This is a genomic window from Lacticaseibacillus suibinensis, from assembly GCF_003946175.1.
GTDB classification, from domain to species: domain Bacteria; phylum Bacillota; class Bacilli; order Lactobacillales; family Lactobacillaceae; genus Lacticaseibacillus; species Lacticaseibacillus suibinensis.
In genome coordinates this window covers 60,723-81,544 of sequence record NZ_RHOK01000011.1, presented here as the reverse complement: position 1 = coordinate 81,544, position 20,822 = coordinate 60,723, and the positions used below count along the sequence as shown (strand labels likewise).

Annotated in this window: 20 protein-coding genes and 1 other annotated feature; all 20 genes read left to right on the top strand. The window is 54.2% G+C overall.

Features of this window, described 5'->3' with window-relative positions; all coding sequences use genetic code 11:
- Positions 1 to 81: 81 nt before the first annotated feature.
- The 20 genes from EKM90_RS07160 to EKM90_RS07065 all read left to right on the top strand — a co-directional run bounded on the left by EKM90_RS07160 (position 82) and on the right by EKM90_RS07065 (position 20,473).
- Positions 82 to 1,242 (top strand): cysteine desulfurase family protein, encoded by a 1,161-nt coding sequence (locus tag EKM90_RS07160; RefSeq protein ID WP_125581133.1) that lies wholly within the window; start codon positions 82 to 84, stop codon positions 1,240 to 1,242.
- A gap of 12 nt (positions 1,243 to 1,254) precedes the next feature.
- Entirely contained in the window at positions 1,255 to 2,472 is a 1,218-nt protein-coding gene (gene thiI / locus EKM90_RS07155; RefSeq protein WP_125581131.1) for a tRNA uracil 4-sulfurtransferase ThiI, read from the top strand.
- Between the two features lie 12 nt (positions 2,473 to 2,484).
- Entirely contained in the window at positions 2,485 to 2,943 is a 459-nt protein-coding gene (locus EKM90_RS07150; RefSeq protein ID WP_125581129.1) for a GNAT family N-acetyltransferase, read from the top strand.
- Positions 2,944 to 3,065: 122 nt separating this feature from the next.
- A complete protein-coding gene (locus EKM90_RS07145; RefSeq protein ID WP_125581127.1) occupies positions 3,066 to 3,737 on the top strand; it encodes a redox-sensing transcriptional repressor Rex in 672 nt (223 codons plus the stop codon).
- A gap of 28 nt (positions 3,738 to 3,765) precedes the next feature.
- Positions 3,766 to 3,971: a binding site (T-box leader), on the top strand.
- 612 nt (positions 3,972 to 4,583) lie between these two features.
- Positions 4,584 to 7,226 carry a valine--tRNA ligase gene (locus EKM90_RS07140; protein ID WP_125581125.1) on the top strand — a complete coding sequence of 881 codons (2,643 nt, stop codon included), beginning with the start codon at positions 4,584 to 4,586 and terminating at the stop codon, positions 7,224 to 7,226.
- 117 nt (positions 7,227 to 7,343) lie between these two features.
- Complete coding sequence (locus EKM90_RS07135; protein WP_125581123.1) at positions 7,344 to 7,880, top strand: TetR/AcrR family transcriptional regulator; 537 nt, start codon at positions 7,344 to 7,346, stop codon at positions 7,878 to 7,880.
- Positions 7,864 to 8,919: an ABC transporter permease gene (locus EKM90_RS07130; protein WP_125581121.1), complete on the top strand. Its 1,056-nt coding sequence runs from the start codon at positions 7,864 to 7,866 to the stop codon at positions 8,917 to 8,919. The genes EKM90_RS07135 and EKM90_RS07130 overlap by 17 nt, the downstream gene beginning before the upstream one ends.
- Before the next feature lie 2 nt (positions 8,920 to 8,921).
- Positions 8,922 to 9,596, top strand: a complete 675-nt coding sequence (locus EKM90_RS07125; RefSeq protein WP_125581119.1) for an ABC transporter ATP-binding protein — start codon at positions 8,922 to 8,924, stop codon at positions 9,594 to 9,596.
- A 139-nt stretch (positions 9,597 to 9,735) separates the two neighbouring features.
- On the top strand, positions 9,736 to 11,094 hold the full coding sequence (locus tag EKM90_RS07120) for a L,D-transpeptidase family protein (protein WP_125581115.1): 1,359 nt from the start codon (positions 9,736 to 9,738) through the stop codon (positions 11,092 to 11,094).
- 57 nt (positions 11,095 to 11,151) lie between these two features.
- Positions 11,152 to 12,447, top strand: a complete 1,296-nt coding sequence (locus tag EKM90_RS07115) for a bifunctional folylpolyglutamate synthase/dihydrofolate synthase (RefSeq protein ID WP_125581113.1) — start codon at positions 11,152 to 11,154, stop codon at positions 12,445 to 12,447.
- Complete coding sequence (locus EKM90_RS07110; RefSeq protein ID WP_164507895.1) at positions 12,440 to 13,060, top strand: HAD family hydrolase; 621 nt, start codon at positions 12,440 to 12,442, stop codon at positions 13,058 to 13,060. The genes EKM90_RS07115 and EKM90_RS07110 overlap by 8 nt, the downstream gene beginning before the upstream one ends.
- 25 nt (positions 13,061 to 13,085) lie before the next feature.
- Positions 13,086 to 13,733 carry a RadC family protein gene (gene radC, locus EKM90_RS07105; protein ID WP_125581109.1) on the top strand — a complete coding sequence of 216 codons (648 nt, stop codon included), beginning with the start codon at positions 13,086 to 13,088 and terminating at the stop codon, positions 13,731 to 13,733.
- A gap of 200 nt (positions 13,734 to 13,933) precedes the next feature.
- Complete coding sequence (locus tag EKM90_RS07100) at positions 13,934 to 14,938, top strand: rod shape-determining protein (protein ID WP_125581107.1); 1,005 nt, start codon at positions 13,934 to 13,936, stop codon at positions 14,936 to 14,938.
- A 98-nt stretch (positions 14,939 to 15,036) separates the two neighbouring features.
- Positions 15,037 to 15,897, top strand: a complete 861-nt coding sequence (gene mreC, locus EKM90_RS07095) for a rod shape-determining protein MreC (protein ID WP_125581105.1) — start codon at positions 15,037 to 15,039, stop codon at positions 15,895 to 15,897.
- A 1-nt stretch (position 15,898) separates the two neighbouring features.
- Complete coding sequence (gene mreD, locus EKM90_RS07090) at positions 15,899 to 16,429, top strand: rod shape-determining protein MreD (protein WP_125581103.1); 531 nt, start codon at positions 15,899 to 15,901, stop codon at positions 16,427 to 16,429.
- Between the two features lie 16 nt (positions 16,430 to 16,445).
- Positions 16,446 to 17,105 (top strand): septum site-determining protein MinC, encoded by a 660-nt coding sequence (locus EKM90_RS07085; protein ID WP_164507894.1) that lies wholly within the window; start codon positions 16,446 to 16,448, stop codon positions 17,103 to 17,105.
- Positions 17,105 to 17,896 (top strand): septum site-determining protein MinD, encoded by a 792-nt coding sequence (minD, locus tag EKM90_RS07080; RefSeq protein ID WP_125581099.1) that lies wholly within the window; start codon positions 17,105 to 17,107, stop codon positions 17,894 to 17,896. Before EKM90_RS07085 ends, minD begins: the two co-directional genes overlap by 1 nt.
- A 460-nt stretch (positions 17,897 to 18,356) precedes the next feature.
- Positions 18,357 to 19,013, top strand: a complete 657-nt coding sequence (locus tag EKM90_RS07075) for an amino acid ABC transporter permease (protein ID WP_125581097.1) — start codon at positions 18,357 to 18,359, stop codon at positions 19,011 to 19,013.
- A 12-nt stretch (positions 19,014 to 19,025) separates the two neighbouring features.
- The gene (locus EKM90_RS07070; RefSeq protein ID WP_125581095.1) at positions 19,026 to 19,667 is read left to right on the top strand and encodes an amino acid ABC transporter ATP-binding protein; all 642 of its coding nucleotides are present in this window, start codon (positions 19,026 to 19,028) and stop codon (positions 19,665 to 19,667) included.
- The gene (locus tag EKM90_RS07065; protein WP_125581093.1) at positions 19,664 to 20,473 is read left to right on the top strand and encodes an amino acid ABC transporter substrate-binding protein; all 810 of its coding nucleotides are present in this window, start codon (positions 19,664 to 19,666) and stop codon (positions 20,471 to 20,473) included. Before EKM90_RS07070 ends, EKM90_RS07065 begins: the two co-directional genes overlap by 4 nt.
- Positions 20,474 to 20,822: the final 349 nt, after the last annotated feature.

Genomic DNA, 20,822 nt, shown 5'->3' with positions numbered 1-20,822 from the left:
CTAGGGTTGCTGGTTTTTTTTTGCTCTCGTTTTTGGTATACTGGCAAGCAGCTAAACTTACGAAAAGGAAGAATGACGGTCATGATATATTTTGACAATAGTGCCACCACCAAGGCGTTGCCGGTGGTGCTGGATACGTACCGCAAAGTCAGCGAGGACTTTTTCGGTAATCCGTCGAGCCTGCATGCGGTAGGCGGCAAGGCTGACGAAATGCTGCAAAGTGCCCGGGCCCAGATTGCCCAGTTGATGCAGGCCAAGCCGGATGAAATCTATTTCACCAGTGGCGGCACGGAAGGCGATAACTGGATTATCAAAGGCACCGCCATTGAAAAGCGACCCTTCGGCAAGCATCTGATTACCACCGCGGTGGAACATCCTGCGGTGATCAACACGATGAAGCAGCTGGAAAGCCTAGGGTTTGAAGTCACGTATCTGCCAGTGGATAAGCGCGGCTTTATCAACCCCGCCGATTTGAAGGCGGCGCTGCGCGATGACACGATTTTGGTGTCCATCATGGCCGTGAACAATGAAATCGGGGCTAAGCAGCCGATTGATGAGGTCGCTAAAATTCTGACCGCTTACCCGAATGTTCATTTTCATGTCGATGCGGTGCAGGCCATCGGCAAAGGGTTGATGCCTAGCCTGCGCAATCCGCGCATCGACTTCCTGACGTTCTCTGGCCACAAGTTCCACGCCCCGCGTGGCACGGGCTTTATTTATATGAAGGAAGGCAAACACCTAGCGCCACTTTTGACCGGCGGCGGCCAAGAGAGCAACCTCCGCTCTGGCACCGAAAATGTGCCGGCCATCGCCGCGATGGCTAAGGCGCTGCGGCTGTTGCTCGATGACGAGGCTGGCAAGGTGGCTCATCAGGCCGCCATTCGTCAGCACATTTATGAGCATGTGGCCCAAGCGGCCAACACCGTGATGTTCAGCCAGCTGACGCCGGATTTTGCCCCGCACATTTTGACTTTCGCCATTGCTGGCGTGCGGGGTGAAACCATTGTCCATGCCTTTGAGCAGCATGACATCTATATTTCGACCACCAGTGCTTGCTCCAGCAAAAAAGGCACCGAAAGTAGCACCTTGGCGGCCATGCGCGTGCCGGACAACGTGGCCACTAGTGCGGTGCGGATCAGCTTAGATGAATACAACACATTGCAAGAAGCTGATGCCTTCAACCAGGCATTCGACCAAGTGTATGCTGGCTTCAAGAAGCTGATGCCAGCGCACGCTGAATAAGGAGGAAACCGAGTGAATTACAGTGAAATTATGGTGCGCTATGGCGAATTGTCCACCAAGGGCAAGAACCGCCAGGCGTTCATCGGCCGTTTGCACGGCAACATTACCAAAGCGCTCCACGAATTCCCGGCGTTGACCATTCGCCCCAAGCGCGATCGGTTGCACATTGAGCTGAACGGCGAGGATTCAACCGCCGTCATGGCGCGCTTGAGCAAGGTCTTTGGGATTCAAAGCTATTCACCCAGTGTGAAAGTCGCCAAAGACATGGATGCCGTACACGAAGCCGCGCTGGCTTTGATGAATGAAACCGTGCCCCAAGGGAGTTCCTATAAGGTTTACACCCGGCGGTCTGATCACACCTTCGAACTGGATACCAACGAAATGAACCTGAACCTTGGGGACTTTTTCGTCGATCACCGCCCCGACCTTAAGGTGCAAATGCACCAGCCGGACTTTACTTTGCGCGTGGAAGTGCGGCGCGAAGCGATTTATCTGTCCACCCAAACCATTTTAGGCGCTGGCGGGATGCCAGTGGGTACCGCAGGCAAGGCGATGCTGATGCTGTCGGGGGGTATTGATTCGCCTGTCGCCGGCTATTACGCCCTGAAGCGTGGGGTCGATATTGAAATGGTCCACTTTTTCAGCCCGCCTTACACTAGCGACAGCGCTTTGAATAAGGCCAAGCAGTTGACCACGAAACTGGCGCCTTACGCCGGTTACATCGAGTTCATTCAGGTGCCATTCACCGAAATCCAGGAAACCATCAAGGCCACTGTGCCAGAAGGATACTTAATGACCGTGCAGCGCCGGTTGATGCTCCGGCTCACCGCGGCGCTGGCAGAAAAGCGTGGTGGCCTAGCCATTGTCAATGGCGAATCGATTGGCCAAGTAGCTTCGCAGACTTTGGAAAGCATGGTGGCCATCAATGATGTGACCACGATGCCAATCATCCGGCCGGTGGCGACCATGGATAAAACGGAAATCATCAAAGTGGCGGAGGACATCGACACTTATGCCTTGTCCATCATGCCATTTGAGGATTGCTGCACCATTTTTGCCCCGCCGTCGCCGAAGACCAAGCCTAATCTGGACAAGTCGCGGTACTTCGAAAGCAAACTTGATGTGGCTGGCCTCATGGAACGGGCGCTGGCCGGGGTGAAAGTCACTGAGATTAAGTCTTCAGATGAATTCATGAACCAAGATCAAGACTTGATCACCGAACTATTGTAGGAGGTGCTGGTGATGACGATTCGTTACATGAACCGGCCTGAAGCGCTCGCGTATTTGAATTGGGCCTACCCAGAGCCTGATACGTTCTACAACACCCCTAAGGACGCTCAGCCGGCAGTGATGGATGAGATTTTCGCCGATGATGGCGCTGATTACTATTCCGTGCTTGAAGGCGGGGAGGAAACCTTGGTTGGCATGTATGAGTTTTCCTTCCCTGATGGCATCATGACCATCGGCCTGGGCCTGGCCCCAGCCTACACTGGTCAGGGGCGCGGCCATCAGTTTGTGCTGGATGGCATTGCCTTTGGGCGCCAGCGGTATCACTATGCCGGGCCGGTCAGGTTAGAGGTGGCTGACTTCAACGCCCGCGCGCGCCACTTGTATGAAAGCCTAGGCTTCAAAACCACAGGCCAGCGGGCGGCAGAGGCATTCGGGCAACCGGTGACTTTTATCCAAATGCAGTTAGATTAGCTTAGGCACCGTCGCTTCTCGAAGCGGCGGTTTTTTGCGCCAAAGTTTGTTTGATGTTTCACAATCATTATGCTAGACTGATTGTGTGAAGTATTGAACTAAATTGAGGCGGAGGCGGCCGCATGCAAACGACAAAAACCCATGTTTCAAAAGCAACTATCAATCGGATTCCTTTATATTACCGGGCTGTACGGCAGCTACAGCAGGAGGGAATTCGCCGAATTCGCTCACATCGCTTAAGTGAGATTATTCACATCCCGTCAGCGACGATTCGGCGTGATTTCTCCAGTTTTGGTGAAATGGGCAAAAGCGGCTATGGCTACAGCATCGAAACCCTGGTGAAAGCGTTCGGGCAATTGCTGGATGTTGACTCGGCCGAGGCGATGATTTTGGTCGGCGTTGGCGGCCTCGGCGCCGCCTTGATGCAGAACAATTTTCGCCGCAATCCGGATTTGAACATTGTCATGGCCTTTGATTCTGATCCTGCCAAAGTTGGTCAACCCGTGGGCGGCATTCCGGTCTACGCGTTTGCGACTTTGGCGGCGCATTTGGAGTCGACGATTCACACCGCCATTGTGGCGGTGCCCAGTAGCGCCCAAACGGCGGTGATCAACCAGCTCGAAGCCGCGGGGATTTCCGCGATTTTAACCTTTGCTCCACAACCCGTCGCCTGCCGGCCGGAAACGACGATTCGGTACATCGATTTGACGTCAGAGTTGCAAAGTCTGCTCTATACCGCCCATCAAAAACAGCATGCCACCAAAATGACGCTGCCAAAGCAAAAGGCGCGTTGACGCTGGGGGCAGGCTTGGTTATAATGGCCGTAACGCGATGACCAAGAGGCTCAAACAGAGGATTTTCAGCGACAAGGCGGCTGGTGCAAGCCTTGAACCTTTGTGCGAGAGGTAGCTTGCGAGCTGTTGACCTGAAGTCAGTAGGGCCAACCGGGACCACCCGTTACCAGGTCCGAGAGAAGTTAGCTTAGCTAGCTTAATTTAGGTGGTACCGCGAGCATGCTCGTCCTAGAAATAGGGCGGGCTTTTTTGTAGGCTGCGAACGAAGGCGCACTTAGCTTGATGATTAGCCTAGCAGTCGGCATTGCCGCGGCACGCGGCGAGGACGACTGCGTAGCTAATCACTCAAGCGTTGCCTTCGTGAGCGCAACTATGCAGGCTGCGGAGCTCGACGGTCTTAGCCTGACGATTAGCCTAGCCAACTGGTTTGCCACCGTTTTTAGGTGGCGGGCCAGTTGGCGTAGCTAATCGCTCAGGCGTTGTCGAGCGGAGCGCAACTATGAAGGCTGCGGAAGGTGGCTGCTTTTAGCCTGATGGGTAGCCTAGTTCAGTGCCTTGAAGCCGTATTTTGGCTTCGAGGTGCTGAACGTAGCTAGCCACTCAGGCGTTAGCCACCTGGAGCGCAACTATGTCGGCTACAGCACCCCCAATAGTCAGCCACTTCAGATAGTTGCGCTCCACGGGGCCAACGCCCGAGCAAATAGCTACACTCAAGGCCTCGTCGGCAGAAAACGCCGGCAATGCCTTGAGTTAGGCTATTTGTCGGGCTAAGTGCAGCCCTGCACCGCAGCCTGCTCTCTCAATCTCACCCAAACCAAGGTCACACCAAATATAGGAGGAAATAGCATGAAAGAGGAATTAGCCCCAAAATTCGACCCCAAGGCCGTTGAAGCGGGCCGGTACGAGAAATGGCTCGAACAAGGCGTTTTCAAGCCTAACGGCGATAAAAAGGCCAAACCGTATTCAATCGTGATCCCGCCGCCCAATGTCACCGGGAAGTTGCACATGGGCCATGCCTGGGATACCACGCTGCAGGATATGATTATTCGCCAAAAGCGGATGCAAGGTTATGACACGCTGTATCTGCCTGGGATGGATCACGCCGGCATCGCCACTCAGGCCAAAGTGGAGGCCAAGTTGCGCAAGCAAGGCGTGACCCGCTATGATTTGGGCCGCGAAAAATTCATTCAACAGGTCTGGGACTGGAAGGATGAATACGCCGCTATCATCCACAAGCAATGGGCCAAAATGGGCCTGTCCCTGGATTATGACCGGGAACGTTTTACCTTGGATGAGGGTTTGTCCAAGGCAGTACGTAAAGTCTTCGTTGACTTGTACAACAAAGGCCTGATCTATCGCGGTGAATACATTGTTAACTGGGATCCGCAGGCGCGCACGGCGCTGTCCGATATTGAAGTGATTCACCAAGATGATAAAGGCGCCTTTTACCATTTGATTTATCCTTACGCGGATGGCACTGAAGGCGGCATCGAGATTGCTACCACACGGCCGGAAACCATGTTTGGTGATACTGCTATTGCCGTGAATGCCAAAGATCCGCGTTATAAGGATCAAATCGGCAAAGAAGTCATTGTCCCTGGCGTGGGGCGCAAGATTCCGATTATTGCCGATGAACATGCCGACATGGACTTCGGGACTGGTGCGGTTAAAATTACGCCGGCCCATGACCCCAATGACTTCCAGGTGGGCTTGCGGCATGATTTGCCGCGCATCAACTGCATGAATGATGATGGCACCATGAACGAAAATGCCGGCAAGTATCAAGGCATGGACCGCTTTGAATGCCGCGAAGCGCTGGTCAAGGACCTGCAGGCATCAGGCGATTTAATCAAAATTGTGCCGATTGTGCACAGTGTCGGCCACTCGGAACGTACCGGCGTGCAGGTGGAAGCGCGGCTGTCCACCCAGTGGTTCGTCAAGATGAAACCACTGGCAGAAGCGTCCATCACAAACCAGCAAGGCCCTGACAAGGTCACTTTTGTGCCTGACCGTTTCGAACACACCTTCTTGAACTGGATGGAAAACATTCATGATTGGGTCATTTCTCGCCAGCTGTGGTGGGGTCACCGGATTCCAGCCTGGTATAACAAGCAAACCGGTGAAGTCTATGTGGGCATGGAAGACCCGAAAGATCCAGAAAACTGGGAGCAAGACCCTGATGTTCTGGACACCTGGTTCTCCAGCGCGTTGTGGCCATTTTCGACCATGGGCTGGCCAGATACCGATGCCCCGGACTACAAGCGCTACTATCCAACAAACACGTTGGTCACCGGCTATGACATCATTCCGTTTTGGGTGGCCCGCATGATTTTCCAAGGCCTCGAGTTTACTGACCAGCGGCCATTCCAGTACACCTTGATTCACGGCTTGATGCGCGATGAGCAAGGCCGCAAAATGAGCAAGTCCTTGGGCAACGGGATTGACCCGATGGACGTCATTGAAAAATACGGCGCCGATGCTTTGCGCTGGTTCCTCACCCAGGGTAATAAGCCCGGCCAGGATGCGCGTTTCTCCTACACCCAGATGGATGCAGCCTGGAACTTCATCAACAAAATCTGGAACATGAGCCGGTTTGTCCTGATGAACCTCGGTGATACCACCGCGGATCAGCAGCCAGACCCGAGCCAGTTTGATCTGTCTGATCAGTGGATCTTTGCCCGCTTGAACGACACCATCCACACCGTCACCACCTTATTCGACAAGTTTGAATTCGGGGAAGCCGACCGCGCGTTGTACAACTTCATTTGGAATGAATTGGCCGACTGGTACCTGGAAATGGCCAAGGAAGTCTTGTACGGCGATGATGAAGCGGCCAAAGTGCAAAAGCGCATCAACTTACGCTACGTGCTGGATCAGACCTTGCGCCTGCTGCAGCCCATCATGCCATTTGTCACGGAAAAGATTTGGCTAACGATGCCCCATGATGGCAAATCCCTGGTCACCGCTGCCTATCCGACGGTTAACCCAGCGTTCGCCAATGATGCAGCCGTGAGTCAAATGGAGGCCATCATCGAAGTCATCCGCGGCGTCCGCAATATTCGGGCCGAGGTCAATGCGCCGCTGGCCAGTCCGATTGATTTGGTCATTAAGCTGCAAGATGCCAGCCTCGCTGAGGTGTTCCAAACCAACCGCGACTTCATTGACCGCTTTGTTCACAGCAAGACCATGACCATCGGTAGCGAGGTGGAAGCCCCAGCCTTGGCAGCCAGTGCCGTCACGACCGGTGCCACCTTATATGTGCCTCTGCAAGAATTGATTGACCTGGACGAAGAAATCGCTAAGTTAACCAAGGAAGCCAAGAAGCTGGACCAAGAAATTGCCCGCGTTGACAAGAAGTTGAGCAACCAAGGCTTCTTGGCCAAAGCGCCAGCTGCGGTGATTGACGAACAAAAAGCTAAGCAAGCTGATTATGTGGCGAAGCTTGAAGCGACGAACGCCCGGATCAAGGAACTGCAGGCAGCCAAATAAAGCCGATTCAGCAGAGTGGCCGATAGCCGCTCTGTTTTTTTGCAGTCAAGTTGACATGGTGTCACTTTGTGGTAGACTAATCAAATTGACACGGTGTCACTTTGAAGGGAGACAATCATGGTATCCGCAACCTTTATGCATCTGAATGCTGATAAGCAGGCGCGCATTCGAGCCGCCCTTAATCAAGAATTCAGCAGCTATCCCGTCGCTGATGCTCAGGTGGCGCGAATTGTGACCAGTGCTGGCATTGCGCGCGGCGCTTTTTACAAATACTTCACCGATTTGACTGATGCTTATCGCTATCTATTTGGCAGTGCGATGCAAACGATCCACGCTGGGCTCCATGTTGCCGCTGCTGGCGGTTTTGACGCGGCTAACTATCTGGCCAATACGCGCCAGTTTCTGGTCGGGGTGCAGGTCAGCCCGTATCGAGCCTTGATGGTGATGCATTTCAAGGCCAATGAGGCGGTACTGCCGGCTCGGCCCACGCCGCCAACACCGGATGCTGCGGCCTGGGCGGCTGAGGTCTTGTGTCATCAAACCATCAAAGACGTCCTGTTAGCACCGAACGCCGCCGAAGCCCGCCTAGAGCAGCTGGCGGCCGCGCTGCAAATTTTAGAAAATCGAGGCCCTGTGAATGTTTCTCGCGATTAAAGAAATTCGAAAAGAAAAGCTCCGCTCATCGCTGATTGTGGCGATGATTGTGTTGATCAGTTATTTGATTTTTATCCTTACCAGTCTGGCCCTGGGCTTGGCTCAGCAAAACACAGATGCCATTGATTCTTGGCATGTCAAAACCGTGGTGCTGAACGCTAACGCCAATGTCGACATGCGGCAATCCCTGTTAACGACGGATCAGGTGGGCGCTTTGCCCAAGGATGCCGCGGTGGTCGGTCAGGCCTCGGTCGCGGTGAAAGCCAAAGGCCACGAGCAGGTTTCGGCGACTTTTCTGGGGTTAAAGGCCAGTCAATTCATCGCCAAAAATCTGACTGTGACCAGCGGCCGCAAGCCAACCAAAGCCAGTGAAGTGTTGGCCGATGATTCGCTGAAGCTGAAAGGCTACAAGCTTGGCAGTACCATCACGCTGAATGGCTTAGCCAAGCACTACACCATTGTCGGGTTTACCAGCGGGGCCAAAATGAATATTGCGCCGGTGCTGTATGGCACCATGAGTGCTTGGCAAACGCTGAAAGGCGGCATGCCGAATCTGACAGCCAGTGCTGTGGTGGCGCAGTCTGCCACCTTTAAGCTGGGCACCAGTGGCACCAAAGCCTATTCAACTGCCGCCTTCATTCAAAAATTGCCCGGCTATTCGGCCCAGAACATGACCTTTGAGCTCATGATTGGCTTTTTGATGGTGATTTCGCTCATCATCATTGCGGTGTTCATGTACATCCTCACTATGCAAAAGCTGCCGAATTACGCTGTGTTGAGGGTGCAAGGAGTCCCAAGCCGCGTGCTGGTGCAAGCCACCTTGGCGCAGTCCTTGCTCCTGGTGGCAGCAGGGCTGGTCGGCGGCACCGTACTTTTGGTGCTGACCGCAGTGGCGATGCCGGCGGTGGTGCCAATGGCCTTTTCCGTGCCGCTGCTGTCCGCAGTGGGGGTCGGGCTGTTGGCAATGGGGCTGATTGGCGGGTTAATTCCCGTGCGGCGCGTGGTTAAGGTCGATCCTTTGACCGTGATAGGAGGTTAAACATGCCAGCATTAGCAGTTGAACAAGTGAATCAGATTTTTGGTCAAGGCACGGCGCGCGTGCAGGTCCTGCACGATGTCAATTTTGCCGCTGAAGCCGGGCAACTCACGCTGATTGTGGGTCCTTCTGGCTCCGGCAAAACCACGCTCCTGACGATCGCCGGTGGGCTTTTGACGCCAACCAGCGGGCAGGTGCAAGTGGCTGGTGAAAGTTATCAGCAGCGCTCGCCCAAAGAAAAAGAACAATTACGCCTGAATCAAATTGGCTTTGTGTTGCAGGCTTATCATTTACTGCCGTACTTGACGGTGGCGGATCAATTCAAACTGGTGGACCGCATTCGGCCTCAGGGCAACCTGGCGCCGGCTGCGCTGACCCAGTTATTAACTGAGCTCGGCATCGCGGAGTTGTTAAATAAATTCCCGAATGAATTATCTGGCGGCCAGCAGCAGCGGGTTGCCATTGCCCGGGCACTTTATCCTGATCCGGAAATCGTGCTGGCCGATGAGCCCACCGCGGCGCTGGACCGGCCGCGCGTGCAAGTGGTGGGACAAATGCTTCATGATTTGGCGCATAACCGCAAAAAAGCGATTGTGGTGGTGACGCATGACGAACGCTTGCTGGGCTTTGCTGATGCCGTTTACAAAATGGAAGATGGCCGCTTGACCCAAACTAAGTAAGCTTAAATGGTTGCCTTTCTGCGACTTGGTTGCGGTATAATCAATCTGCATTGCAAGGACTCTACGTACTTTTAGTAAGTATGTTATAATTGAGCCGGATTGAAAGTACCAAGTAAAAGTAGCAAGTAGGGAGATTTCAATGAAGAAAAAAGGATGGATTATCACTTCTGTTATTGCCGTAGCGGTAGTCGCGGTTGCTGCCTTTTTCGGCGTCCGCAGTTCACACTATCGCGATCACTTTTTGCCTAAAACCGAGGTGATGGGGGTCACCATCGGCGGTAAAACCGTGAAAGCGGCCAATCAGACGTTAAAAGCCAAGCTGGGCAACGTCACTTATCAGTTGACGGATCATGGCAAAACGGTGGCGACAGTGTCAGGTCAGGAATTAGGCCTCAATCGTGACTACACAACGCTTTTGAATAAACTGATCAAAAAGCAAAATCCGTGGGGTTTTACCACCGTAGTGTTGGCTAAGGGTGAGCAGTCGGCCTTGGCCAGCAGCGCCGATCAAACGGCCATCAAGGCTTATGCGACTAGCGAAGCCCAAAGCCTGAACGCCAATCGCACGGCGCCAGAAGATGCCAAAGTCACGGTGGAAAATGGTGATTACGTCATCCAAAAGGAAAAAGCCGGCAACCAGATTGACGCAACGAAGCTTGCCAATGAAATTGCCAGCACGATTCAGGCAAACCAGACCGAGGTGCAAGTGGCGAAAAGTTATGTGAAGCCTAAAGTCGTTAGCTCGGATTCCGAGCTCAAAGCCGCGGTCACCAAGCTGAAAGCCATCAGCAAGATTAAAGCAGTGATCACCATCACTAATCACAAGGAAACCATCCCGACAGCCACGCTGCAAAGCTGGCTGAGTTATCAAGACGGCGCTGTGGCAGTGAGCGAGTCTGGCGTAGCGAAGTATGTGGCCAGTCTGGCCACCAAGTACAACACCTATGACAAGTCGCGCCAGTTCCAGTCCACTAAGCGCGGCACTGTGACTGTGCCAGCTGGGATTTACGGCTGGAGTATTCGCCAGTCGGCCGAAACCAAAGCCTTGATTGAACTCATCAAAAAAGGCGCCGACTTTGACCAAACCGTTCTGTATCAAGGTACCGGCTACCATGCTGATGGCACCGATATTGGTAATACGTACATTGAAGTCGATAAAGTCAACCAGCATGAATGGTTCTACAAGAATGGTCAACTGGTGATGGAGTCTGACGTGGTTACGGGCAAGCCTTCGACACCGACGCCAAGTGGGGTCTTCGATATCTGGTCCAAGCAGCGTAATGCCACTTTGGTCGGTGAGGACTACCGGACACCAGTCAGCTACTGGATGCCAATTGACAACACCGGCGTGGGGCTGCATGACGCCTCCTGGCAGCCAACCTTTGGCGGCGATTGGTACTTGAAACACGGCTCACATGGCTGTGTCAACCAGCCACCGGCCTTCATCGCTAAGCTCTGGAATGTCGTTTCCGTCGGCACGCCAGTCGTGGTATTCTAAATTCAAGCAAAAGCCGTTTGCGCAGGCAGGCGGCTTTTTTGGTAGGGAGGCTTAGTCGTGAAAACATACGAAGCAACGGTGGCGGCGATTCATGCGCTGCCCCGCTTGGCCAAAACCGGCGATCATGAGCGGTTGCTCACGCTGCTGGCGGCGCTGGGCAATCCGCAAACCGGCCGGTATGTGCATGTGACCGGCACCAATGGGAAAGGCTCCACCAGCTCCGCCATTGCCCACATTTTGGAAGCCAGCGGGCTGACGGTGGGTTTATTTACCTCGCCGTTTATCATGCGTTTCAACGAACGCATCATGATCAATCATCAACCGATTGCTGATGCGGCGTTGGTCGAGGCGGCAGCAACAGTGGATGCGGCGCTGAAGCAAGTGCGAGAGCACGAGCCGGAATTTGCGGTGACGGAATTCGAATACATCACGGCGCTGGCGTTTTGGTATTTTCACGCGCAGCACGTCGATCTGGCGGTAATCGAAGTCGGGATTGGCGGCGACACCGACTCAACGAATGTCATCGATCCCCTAGTGTCTGTGATTACTAGCGTGGGTTTGGACCATGCTGCGCTGCTCGGGCCGACCCTAACCAGTGTGGCCCGGCATAAAGCGGGCATCATCAAGCCCCAGCGGCCGGTGGTCACTGCCGCCTTACCAGTTGAGGCAATGGCCGAAGTCAAAAAACGCGTCGCCGTTACTGGCAGTCAGTGGCTGGTGGCAGGTCAGGATTTTGATGTCAGTGGGGCGCAGCTCGAGGGCTGGGGCCAACGATTTGATTTTTCGGCCCCTGGGCAGGCGGTTTTGCACCATCTTCGCATTCCGCTAGTGGGCGCCTACCAGGTGGCCAATGCTAGTTTGGCGATTGTCGCCAGCCAGCTCGCGGCGGCGGCCTGCCAGTGGCCGTTGACTGCTACTGACATCAGGCAAGGTCTAGCCGCCAGCACCTGGCCAGCGCGCATGGAGAAAATAAGTGATGACCCGCTGATCGTGATTGATGGCGCCCATAATCCGCAAGGTATCAAGGCGATGCTCAGCGCGGCGAAGCTTGTGTTCGGGGCGCAGCGGGTGACACTGATCATCGGCGTTCTGAAAGACAAAGATGTGGCCACCATGGTGCAAGAATTGGAATCCGCCCATGTCCGGCTTTGGTTGGTGCCAGTGCCAGATAACGCGCGCGCCAGCGCCTTGAGTGACTATCCCGATGCTGACCGGCTGCGAACTTTCACGAGCTGGCAAGCAGCCTTAGCCGCACATTTGGACGAGGCGCCGGATGAACCAGTTATCATCGCGGGTTCTTTGTACCTGGCCAGTGCAGTGCGGCAGACGCTACTGGGGGCCGCGCATGCTTAAGGCAGTCTTATTTGATTTGGATGGCACCTTGGTGGATACGGAGCGGCTGTATTTAAAAGCGAATGCCGCGGCTGCCGCGCAACTGGGCCGCCTGCTGCCGGCTGCGGCCTTTCAGCGGTTGGTCGGCGCCGGTGACTTGCGGCAGAATACCTGGTTGCAGGCTCAGTTCGGCGAGACTCTTGAGGCTTTTATTCGCCTTAGCGATGAGCTGGTCGCAAAACGGCTGGGGTCGGTGTCAGCGCGTCCAGGCGCGACCACACTCTTGAACCACCTGCACGAACGAGGCGTTCTGCTGGTGCTGGTGACGGTGAGTCCCAGTGCCTATGTGCAAACCATCGTCACCCAGCAGCCTTGGCCGCAGTTTGACGTGACCGTCACCGGGGAAGTGGGTGCCAGCAAACCAGCGCCTGACTTGTATCAAGTGGCCTTGGGCAAGCTGAACTTAGCGCCCGCCGCTGTGGTGGTCGTCGAAGATACCTCAGCTGGCGTGACTGCCGCTAATGCCGCGGGGTTGCGCTGTGTGCAAGTGCGCGACTTGGCGCCGGCCAGCGCCAAGGCTGCCGCCGTTTTACCAGATTTAGCGGCGGTGGCGGCATGGCTGCTGAACGCGTAATCTCTTCGTGAGAGGGGATGAGGGCATGCAGCCACGAGAGTTGATGTTGGCGCATGGGGCACAGGTGCTTTCGGATGTGCAACTGCTGGAGGTGTTGATTGGTGCTGGCGGCCGCGGCCATTCCAAAACGGCGATTGCCGAGGCCTTGCTGGGGACTTTCCCCCGATTGAAAGATATGGGCAGCGCTAGTTTGGAAGAACTGATGGCAATCAGCGGCATCGGGCTGAGCAAAGCCAGCTTATTGGCAGCCAGTATCGAATTAGGCCAACGGGTGCAGCAGCGCCAATCGTTGCGCTTTGGTCAGATTTTGGGGGCTGAAGCACTGGGTCAGGAAATGATGGCCCGGCTGGCTGGGGCCAAAGAGGAGTATCTCTTAGTGATTTTTCTTGATGTCAAAAATGCCATCATTCAGGAGTTAGAGCTCAGTCATGGCGGCATAGACAAATCGGTGGCCGATCCGCGGGTGGTGTTTCGCCTGGCGCTGCGGATGAATGCTTCCAAGCTGATTTTGGTGCACAATCACCCTAGCGGCGATCCCCATCCGAGTGCCATGGATATCGATCTGACGCAACGTTTTGCCGCCGCCGGGGCTTTGATTGGCGTCATGGTGGTGGACCACCTCATTGTGGGGGCGCAGCAGTTTTATTCTTTTAGCATGGAGCATCAGCTCTAGGCCGTAGTGTTTGAATAAAGGTAAAGAAACGCGGCCTTGGTTAAGGCGAGGCGGGTTAAAGCGTACAATCTAAAGTGATCACAGCGGGTATTTTTTAAACGCTGCCGCGCATTTCTGCGGAGCGCCCGGTGCGAGGGTTAGGCGTTATATGCTATAATGCCTAGGACTAGAAAAACGGATCACTTTAAGGAGAGAACGTCTTGCTTGGATTAGGATCGAAAAACATCGGAATTGACTTGGGGACCGCAAACACCTTGGTGTATGTGGATGGCAAAGGTATTGTCACCAACGAACCTTCTGTCGTGGCTAAGAATACCCAAACTGAAGAAATCATTGCCGTGGGTGAAGAAGCCCGGGCCATGATTGGCCGCACGCCGGCCAATATTGCAGCGATCCGGCCCATGAAAGATGGCGTCATCGCGGATTATGACACGACAGCAGCGATGCTGAAGTACTTCATGAATAAGGCGCTCGGTGGTAAAGCCAACCATCCGCAAGTGATGATTTGTGTGCCGAGCGGCGTGACCGAAGTGGAAAAGCGCGCTGTGATTGATGCGGCCAAAGTGGCTGGCGCCAAGGATGCTTTTGTAATTGAAGAACCATATGCTGCGGCGATTGGTGCCGGCTTGCCGGTGATGGATCCAACCGGGAGCATGGTCGTGGATATCGGCGGTGGGACCACCGATGTGGCCACCATCTCCTTAGGCGGGATTGTGTCCAGTCGTTCAATTCGCATGGCTGGCGATAAAATCGACGAAGCCATCATTACTTACATTCGCCAGCACTTCAACTTGCTGATTGGTGAACGCACTGCGGAAGAAATTAAAATTCAAATTGGCTGTGCTTCCCCTGAAGCCGCCAAGGAACTCGATGATATGTCCATTCGCGGGCGTGATTTGCTGACGGGTTTGCCGAAGACGGAAAACATTGCTGCCTTGGATGTGGCCAAAGCCATCAGTGAAATTGTGCAGGCCATCATCGATGCCATCAAGGATACGCTGGAAGAAACGTCACCAGAAATCGCGGCGGACGTGATTGATCACGGCATCGTGCTTACCGGTGGCGGTGCCCAGTTGAAGCATCTCGCTGAGGTCATTTCTGATGCCACCAAAGTGCCGGTCTTCATCGCGCAAGACCCGCTGGAATGCGTGGCGATCGGCACTGGCGAATCATTGAAGAACATTGATGTCTTAAAGAAACACTGATCCTCGCCCGCAGCTGCAGGCACCCGTGGCCGGTCCGATCGTCTTATTGGGGCCGGCTTTTTGAGTGATAGGCGTGAACTGGAACGAAGGAGCGACTCATGCAAAAGTTCTTCTCAAACAAAAAATTGATCGTGTTGATGATCGCACTGCTCCTGAGCGTCGGCCTGATGTTCACCTCCATGGCGGTTCGCAACAATCGTAGCGCCCCGCCGTTGGTGCAACAAATTGGCAATGACATTGTCGGCATCGGCGGCCGGATTGTGTCTGGCCCGGCGAATTTTGTCAAAGGCGGCCTGGATGACGTCAACGATTTGCTCAACGCGTATCAGGAAAACAAGCAACTGAAAACCAAGTTGACCAGCTTGGCTCAAACCAAGGTCCGCAACCAAACCTTGAGCCGAGAAAATCAGGCGCTGAAAAAGCAATTGAAACTGAATGCCACTTTGACCGATTACGATCAAATTTCGGCGACGGTGATGATGCGCAGTCCTAGCGATTGGCAAAACATCATCATCATCAACAAAGGCTCCGGGGCCGGCGTGACCAAGGGGATGCCGGTGATGGCTGGGGCCGGTCTCGCCGGCCGGGTGGTGGAAGTGGCGAAGACCAATGCCAAGGTCGAAATGCTTTCCACTGACAATAAATCCGCGGACCGGTTTGCCGCGCAGATTACCACCGGCTCTGGCCAGGTGGTTAATGGCGTGATTACCGGTTATTCCGTGAAGAAAAATCAGCTGATTTTGGGGCAAATCAACACGGAAGAAAACGTCAAGCAAGGCCAAAAGGTGATCACTTCAGGTCTCGGCGCCAGCACCCCTAAAGGCCTGTTGATTGGGACCGTCGCTAGTGTCAAGAAGGATGACTTCGGGCTGGCCAACACCGTGTATGTCAAACCGGCGGCGAACTTCAACGCTCTCTCAGTGGTCACCGTGATCAATCGCACGATTTCAGGTGAGTAACATGATCACAGAGAAAAAGTTCAGGGGTCATGGCTGGATTATCCTGTTGCTGTTCGTGTGCTTATTGATCGATGGCACGCTAACGCAGACGTTGGCCCAGTTTATCATGACTGGGACCTTTTATGGCGTCCCGCATTTGACGTTGATGGCGCTGGTGATGACGGCGTTGCTGTTGCCGGAGGAAGTCTACATTGTGCCGATCGCCATCGGCTTCGGTTTGATTTTCGATAGCTATTACACCGGCATGCTTGGGGTCAATACCTTGCTATGGCCACTGATTGTCTATGTGGTGCGACAGGTGGCCCCGGTGATCCCGAAAAAGCCGTTTTACCTGGGTAGTGTGATGGTAATTGTGCTGACGGTGGCGGCAGTGGCCGATTACGCCATCAATCAGTTTCTGGGGGTGGCCAACGGGTCGGTGATTATTTTGATTGCCAACCACATTGGCCCAGGGCTGATGGTGAATGTGATTCTTTTCGCCATCGCATATTTGCCTTTGCACCGAATATTGATAAACTTAAGGATAGATTAACGTTGGGGGTGGCGTCTTGGAGGCTGTCACATTAAAAGGCCGCAAAAGCGGCTTTGAGCTGCAATTTAGAGCAGCATCGAGTATTGAGGAAATCACAGCGCAGCTGGCAACCTTGCTGGCGCGGCTCTCCGCTGATACGGAAAATACTGGCGAAGTCGAATTTGTGATTGAAACTGGCGACCGGCTACTGGACGAAAGCCAGGCCCAAGCCATTCAGCAGGTCTTTGCCCAGTATCCGCATTTCACCATTGGCGCCATTCACGCCGACGTGGCGGCCATTGCACCACTCAAGGCCCGGTTGGCGGCCCAAGCCACACATTTAGTGGGGGGCGTGCTGCGCTCAGGGCAAGAGGCCAATTACAGCGGCGATGTGCTGTTTCTTGGCACCTTGCACCAAGGCGCAACGCTGCGCACCACCGGGAGCATTTTTGTGATGGGCACGGTGGAAGGCCTGCTGATTGCCGGGGCTGACGGCGCACAGGATGCCATCATTGCCGGCGACATCAGCAAAGCGGGCCAGATTCGCATTGCGGACACGATCGAAATTATCGACAAGAACACTTATGGACCGGAAACGACCAGCTATATTAACGACCTGCATGTGCTCACGCATGGGCAAACCGCCGGCCTCAGTGAGTTGCGGCCAAAACTGTTCCGTAAACTGGAGGAATTTTAATGGGAAAGTCATTAGTTATTACCTCGGGTAAAGGCGGTGTCGGCAAAACCACCACCACTGCCAACATCGGGACTGCCTTGGCCCTGCAAGGTAAGCGCGTGGTACTCATGGATCTCGACATCGGCCTGCGCAACTTGGATGTCGTGCTAGGGTTATCCAACCGCATTATTTACGACATCGTCGATGTTGCGACCGGCCGGGCGAAAATTCACCAGGCGTTGATCAAAGACAAGCGCTTCGACGATAAACTTTACATACTGCCGGCCGCCCAAAATGCGGAAAAAGATTCACTGGAGCCGGAGCAGGTGAAAGCGATTGTGGAAGAACTGCGCCCGGAATTTGACTACCTGATTCTCGATTCCCCAGCCGGCATTGAACAAGGTTTTCGCAATGCGGTAGAAGGGGCAGACGGCGCGATTGTGGTCACCACCCCAGAAATCAGCGCTGTGTCCGACGCCGATCGCGTTGTGGGGCTACTCGAGCAGCGTGATATGGTTTATCCGCCGAGACTGGTGATCAATCAGATTCGCCAGCACATGATGGCTGATGGCCGTGCGATGGATATCGACGAAATCACACAGCACCTAGGCATCGATTTGCTCGGCATCATTTTGGATGATGATGGCGTCATTGAAACTTCGAATAAAGGCGAAACTGTGGTGATGGATCCAGATGATCCGGCCAGCCAGGGCTACCGCAACATTGCGCGCCGGTTGCTGGGTGAAAGTGTGCCACTGATGAACATTGAACAGAAAAAAGTGGGCTTCTGGCATCGCCTTTTTCATCGTTAGGCTTGACAAGCAGCAAAAACAAGGTATGATAAGCACAATCATTTAAAAACGTTGAGTGGAAATGGTGCATGCGTTGACGATCAGCGACTCTGGGAGAGTGGAAGCCAGAGACGTCGCCTTGCCCCTCACATCCATGAGTGCCTGGTTGAAAGTAGTAGGTCAGGTCGGTTGGGCTCGTTATCGCCGTGGTTGAAAAACGACATGAGGTGTCCTTGGTGACAAGGGCACGCGCATGAGGTGGCACCGCGGCATTCAAGTCGCCCTCATTCAGGCAATTCGCCTGAGTGGGGGCATTTTTGTTTCCGGTGGGTTTTTCAACCACGTGAGGTCTTGTTGGTGACAGCAAGGCGAAGTGAGGTGGCACCACGCAGAAGCGTCCTCTTGTACAACCGTACAGGAGGGCGCTTTTTGCGTTCATTCAACGATTAACCTGCTGCAGAAGCGGCAAAAGGAGGACATTATGGATTACGTGATTTCGATTTTACCAGCATTACTTTCTGGGGTACAAATGACCCTAGCCGTTTTTGCCATCACGTTACTGGGGGCCATTCCACTGGGTATGATTGTAGCCGTCGGGCTGCTGTATCGCGGCAAAAACCCATTGGCCGTTGCCGGTAAAGGCTTACTGGACGGCTATATCTGGTTATTCCGCGGCACACCGCTGTTGCTGCAGCTGATTTTCGTCTTTTACGGGTTACCGCTGGTCCACATTGTCTTCGATCGCTTCTCTGCGGTGATTTTCACCTTCATTCTCAACTACGCCGCTTATTTCGCGGAAATTTACCGCGGCGGGTTCGGCGCGATTGAGGAAGGGCAGTTTGAAGCCGCTAGTGTGCTGAACCTGACCCGCTGGCAAACCTTACGTTATGTGGTCATTCCCCAAGTCCTGAAAGTGGTGCTCCCTTCCATGGGGAATGAAGTGATCAACCTGGTCAAAGACTCCAGCTTGGTGTACGTGATTGGCCTAGGCGACCTGCTCCGGGCCGGGGAAGTGGCGACCGCGCGCGATGTCACTTTGGTGCCACTGGTGCTAGTGGCGCTACTGTACTTGATCATGACGTTGGTGTTAACCCTGCTCCAGCGCCGCGTTGAAAAAGCCTTTAGCTACTACAAATAAGGAGGTCATCACATGTTAGAACTCAAAAATATCACGAAAAAATTTGGTGACCAAACCGTATTGGCAGGCGTTGATGTCACCATTGCCGACCAGAAAACGCTCGCGATTGTCGGCCCCAGCGGCGCTGGGAAAACCACGCTGCTTCGCATTATCGCTGGGCTGACGCCAGCGGACAGCGGTGAGATGATTTGGAACGGTAAGGCCACGACCGCAGCTAAAATGCGGCAGGCTGGACTGATTGGGGTTGTGTTCCAGGGTTTTGAATTATTCCCCAATCTGACGGTCCGGCGCAATTTGACCTTAGCGCCCACCTTGCAAGGCGCCACTCAAGCAGCGGCAACCGCGCAGGCGGATCAACTGCTTGCCGAGCTCGATTTATCTGCTCAGGCGGACGCTTACCCGTTTTCCTTGTCAGGGGGGCAAAAGCAGCGGGTCGCCATTGCCCGGGCCTTGGCCTTGAAGCCGCAAATTTTGCTCTACGACGAACCCACTTCGGCGCTGGATCCTAACTTGCGCCAATCTGTGGCGGATCTGATTAACAGTGTGAAGGCGCAAGGGATGACCCAAGTGGTGGTGACCCACGATATGGACTTTGCGCAGGCGGTGGCGGATGAAACACTGACGGTGGCTAAACTTGGAGGTGGGGAAGCGTGAAAAAGCGAATTATCGCCCTGCTGGTGCTCGTGCTGGCCGTCGTGAGTGCTGCTGGCTGCGCCCGCACCGTGGTGAAAAACAGTTGGCCACGCATTCAGCAAACCAAAAAAGTCGTGATTGGCCTTGATGATAGTTTTGTGCCGATGGGTTTTCGTCAAAAAGACGGGACGCTCAGTGGTTACGATATTGACCTGGCCAAAGCCGTGTTCAAACTATACGGCATCACGCCGAGTTTCCAAACCATCGATTGGTCGATGAAAGAAACCGAGTTGCGGAACCAAACCATTGATTTGATTTGGAATGGTTACACGGTGACGCCAGAGCGGGCCAAGCAGGTTGGGTTTTCTAAGGCATATCTGTTGAATCACCAGGTGCTGGTCACGAAGGCCAATGCCAATATCAAGTCCTTTGCTGATATGAAAGGCAAGACACTAGGGGTTCAAACCAGCTCTAGCGGTGCCGCGGATCTGGATGGTGAACCCAAGAAGCTGAAGAATTTGATTGCCAAGCAAACGCCAGTGCTTTACGACACTTTCGACGATGCTTTCTTGGATCTGAACGCCGGGCGCATTCAAGGGATTTTGATCGACCAGGTCTACGCTGACTACTATGTCAAACACCAAAGTGACCCGAGCGCTTATCGCGTGGTGGCCGGCGACTTCCCGCCGGAAGACTTCGCTGTGGGCTTGCGTCAAACCGATACCACCCTACAAACGAAAATCAATGATGGGTTAAAGGTTTTGGCCAAAAACGGGACGCTGGAAAAGATCAACGAGAAATGGTTCGGTGAAAAATCGGTGGACTAAGGGGAATGGCCTTGTGCCATTCTTTTTTGATTCGGGGGCGCCAGCGCGATCGGGTTAGGCGCCGGGGCGCTGTGGGGCCGGGCCGAGCCAAGGTCTCGACCCTCAATCCGGAGCTCGACTCGCCCCGCTCGCCTTCGAGTCTCAGGATTGGCCCCGAAAAGGCCAGTGAGCCTGCAAAAACCGCAGTCTCGCCGGCTTTTTCGTTTCACCGCTTGCCCACCGCGTCCCTCTGCCTGACCCGACCGCCCTGGCTGAATAACATGGTCAAGTATCGCTCGTTATTTTAATCAGCATTCTTTCCTGTCAGAAGGCGTCATCAAAATATTGCTTCGTTATTAAAAAACGTACC

Coding starts and splice junctions, on each gene's coding strand:
- EKM90_RS07160 (WP_125581133.1), top strand. CDS start 82: ATGATATATTTTGACAATAGTGCCACCACCAAGGCGTTGCCGGTGGTG.
- EKM90_RS07150 (WP_125581129.1), top strand. CDS start 2,485: ATGACGATTCGTTACATGAACCGGCCTGAAGCGCTCGCGTATTTGAAT.
- EKM90_RS07145 (WP_125581127.1), top strand. CDS start 3,066: ATGCAAACGACAAAAACCCATGTTTCAAAAGCAACTATCAATCGGATT.
- EKM90_RS07140 (WP_125581125.1), top strand. CDS start 4,584: ATGAAAGAGGAATTAGCCCCAAAATTCGACCCCAAGGCCGTTGAAGCG.
- EKM90_RS07135 (WP_125581123.1), top strand. CDS start 7,344: ATGGTATCCGCAACCTTTATGCATCTGAATGCTGATAAGCAGGCGCGC.
- EKM90_RS07130 (WP_125581121.1), top strand. CDS start 7,864: ATGTTTCTCGCGATTAAAGAAATTCGAAAAGAAAAGCTCCGCTCATCG.
- EKM90_RS07125 (WP_125581119.1), top strand. CDS start 8,922: ATGCCAGCATTAGCAGTTGAACAAGTGAATCAGATTTTTGGTCAAGGC.
- EKM90_RS07120 (WP_125581115.1), top strand. CDS start 9,736: ATGAAGAAAAAAGGATGGATTATCACTTCTGTTATTGCCGTAGCGGTA.
- EKM90_RS07110 (WP_164507895.1), top strand. CDS start 12,440: ATGCTTAAGGCAGTCTTATTTGATTTGGATGGCACCTTGGTGGATACG.
- radC (WP_125581109.1), top strand. CDS start 13,086: ATGCAGCCACGAGAGTTGATGTTGGCGCATGGGGCACAGGTGCTTTCG.
- mreC (WP_125581105.1), top strand. CDS start 15,037: ATGCAAAAGTTCTTCTCAAACAAAAAATTGATCGTGTTGATGATCGCA.
- mreD (WP_125581103.1), top strand. CDS start 15,899: ATGATCACAGAGAAAAAGTTCAGGGGTCATGGCTGGATTATCCTGTTG.
- minD (WP_125581099.1), top strand. CDS start 17,105: ATGGGAAAGTCATTAGTTATTACCTCGGGTAAAGGCGGTGTCGGCAAA.
- EKM90_RS07075 (WP_125581097.1), top strand. CDS start 18,357: ATGGATTACGTGATTTCGATTTTACCAGCATTACTTTCTGGGGTACAA.
- EKM90_RS07070 (WP_125581095.1), top strand. CDS start 19,026: ATGTTAGAACTCAAAAATATCACGAAAAAATTTGGTGACCAAACCGTA.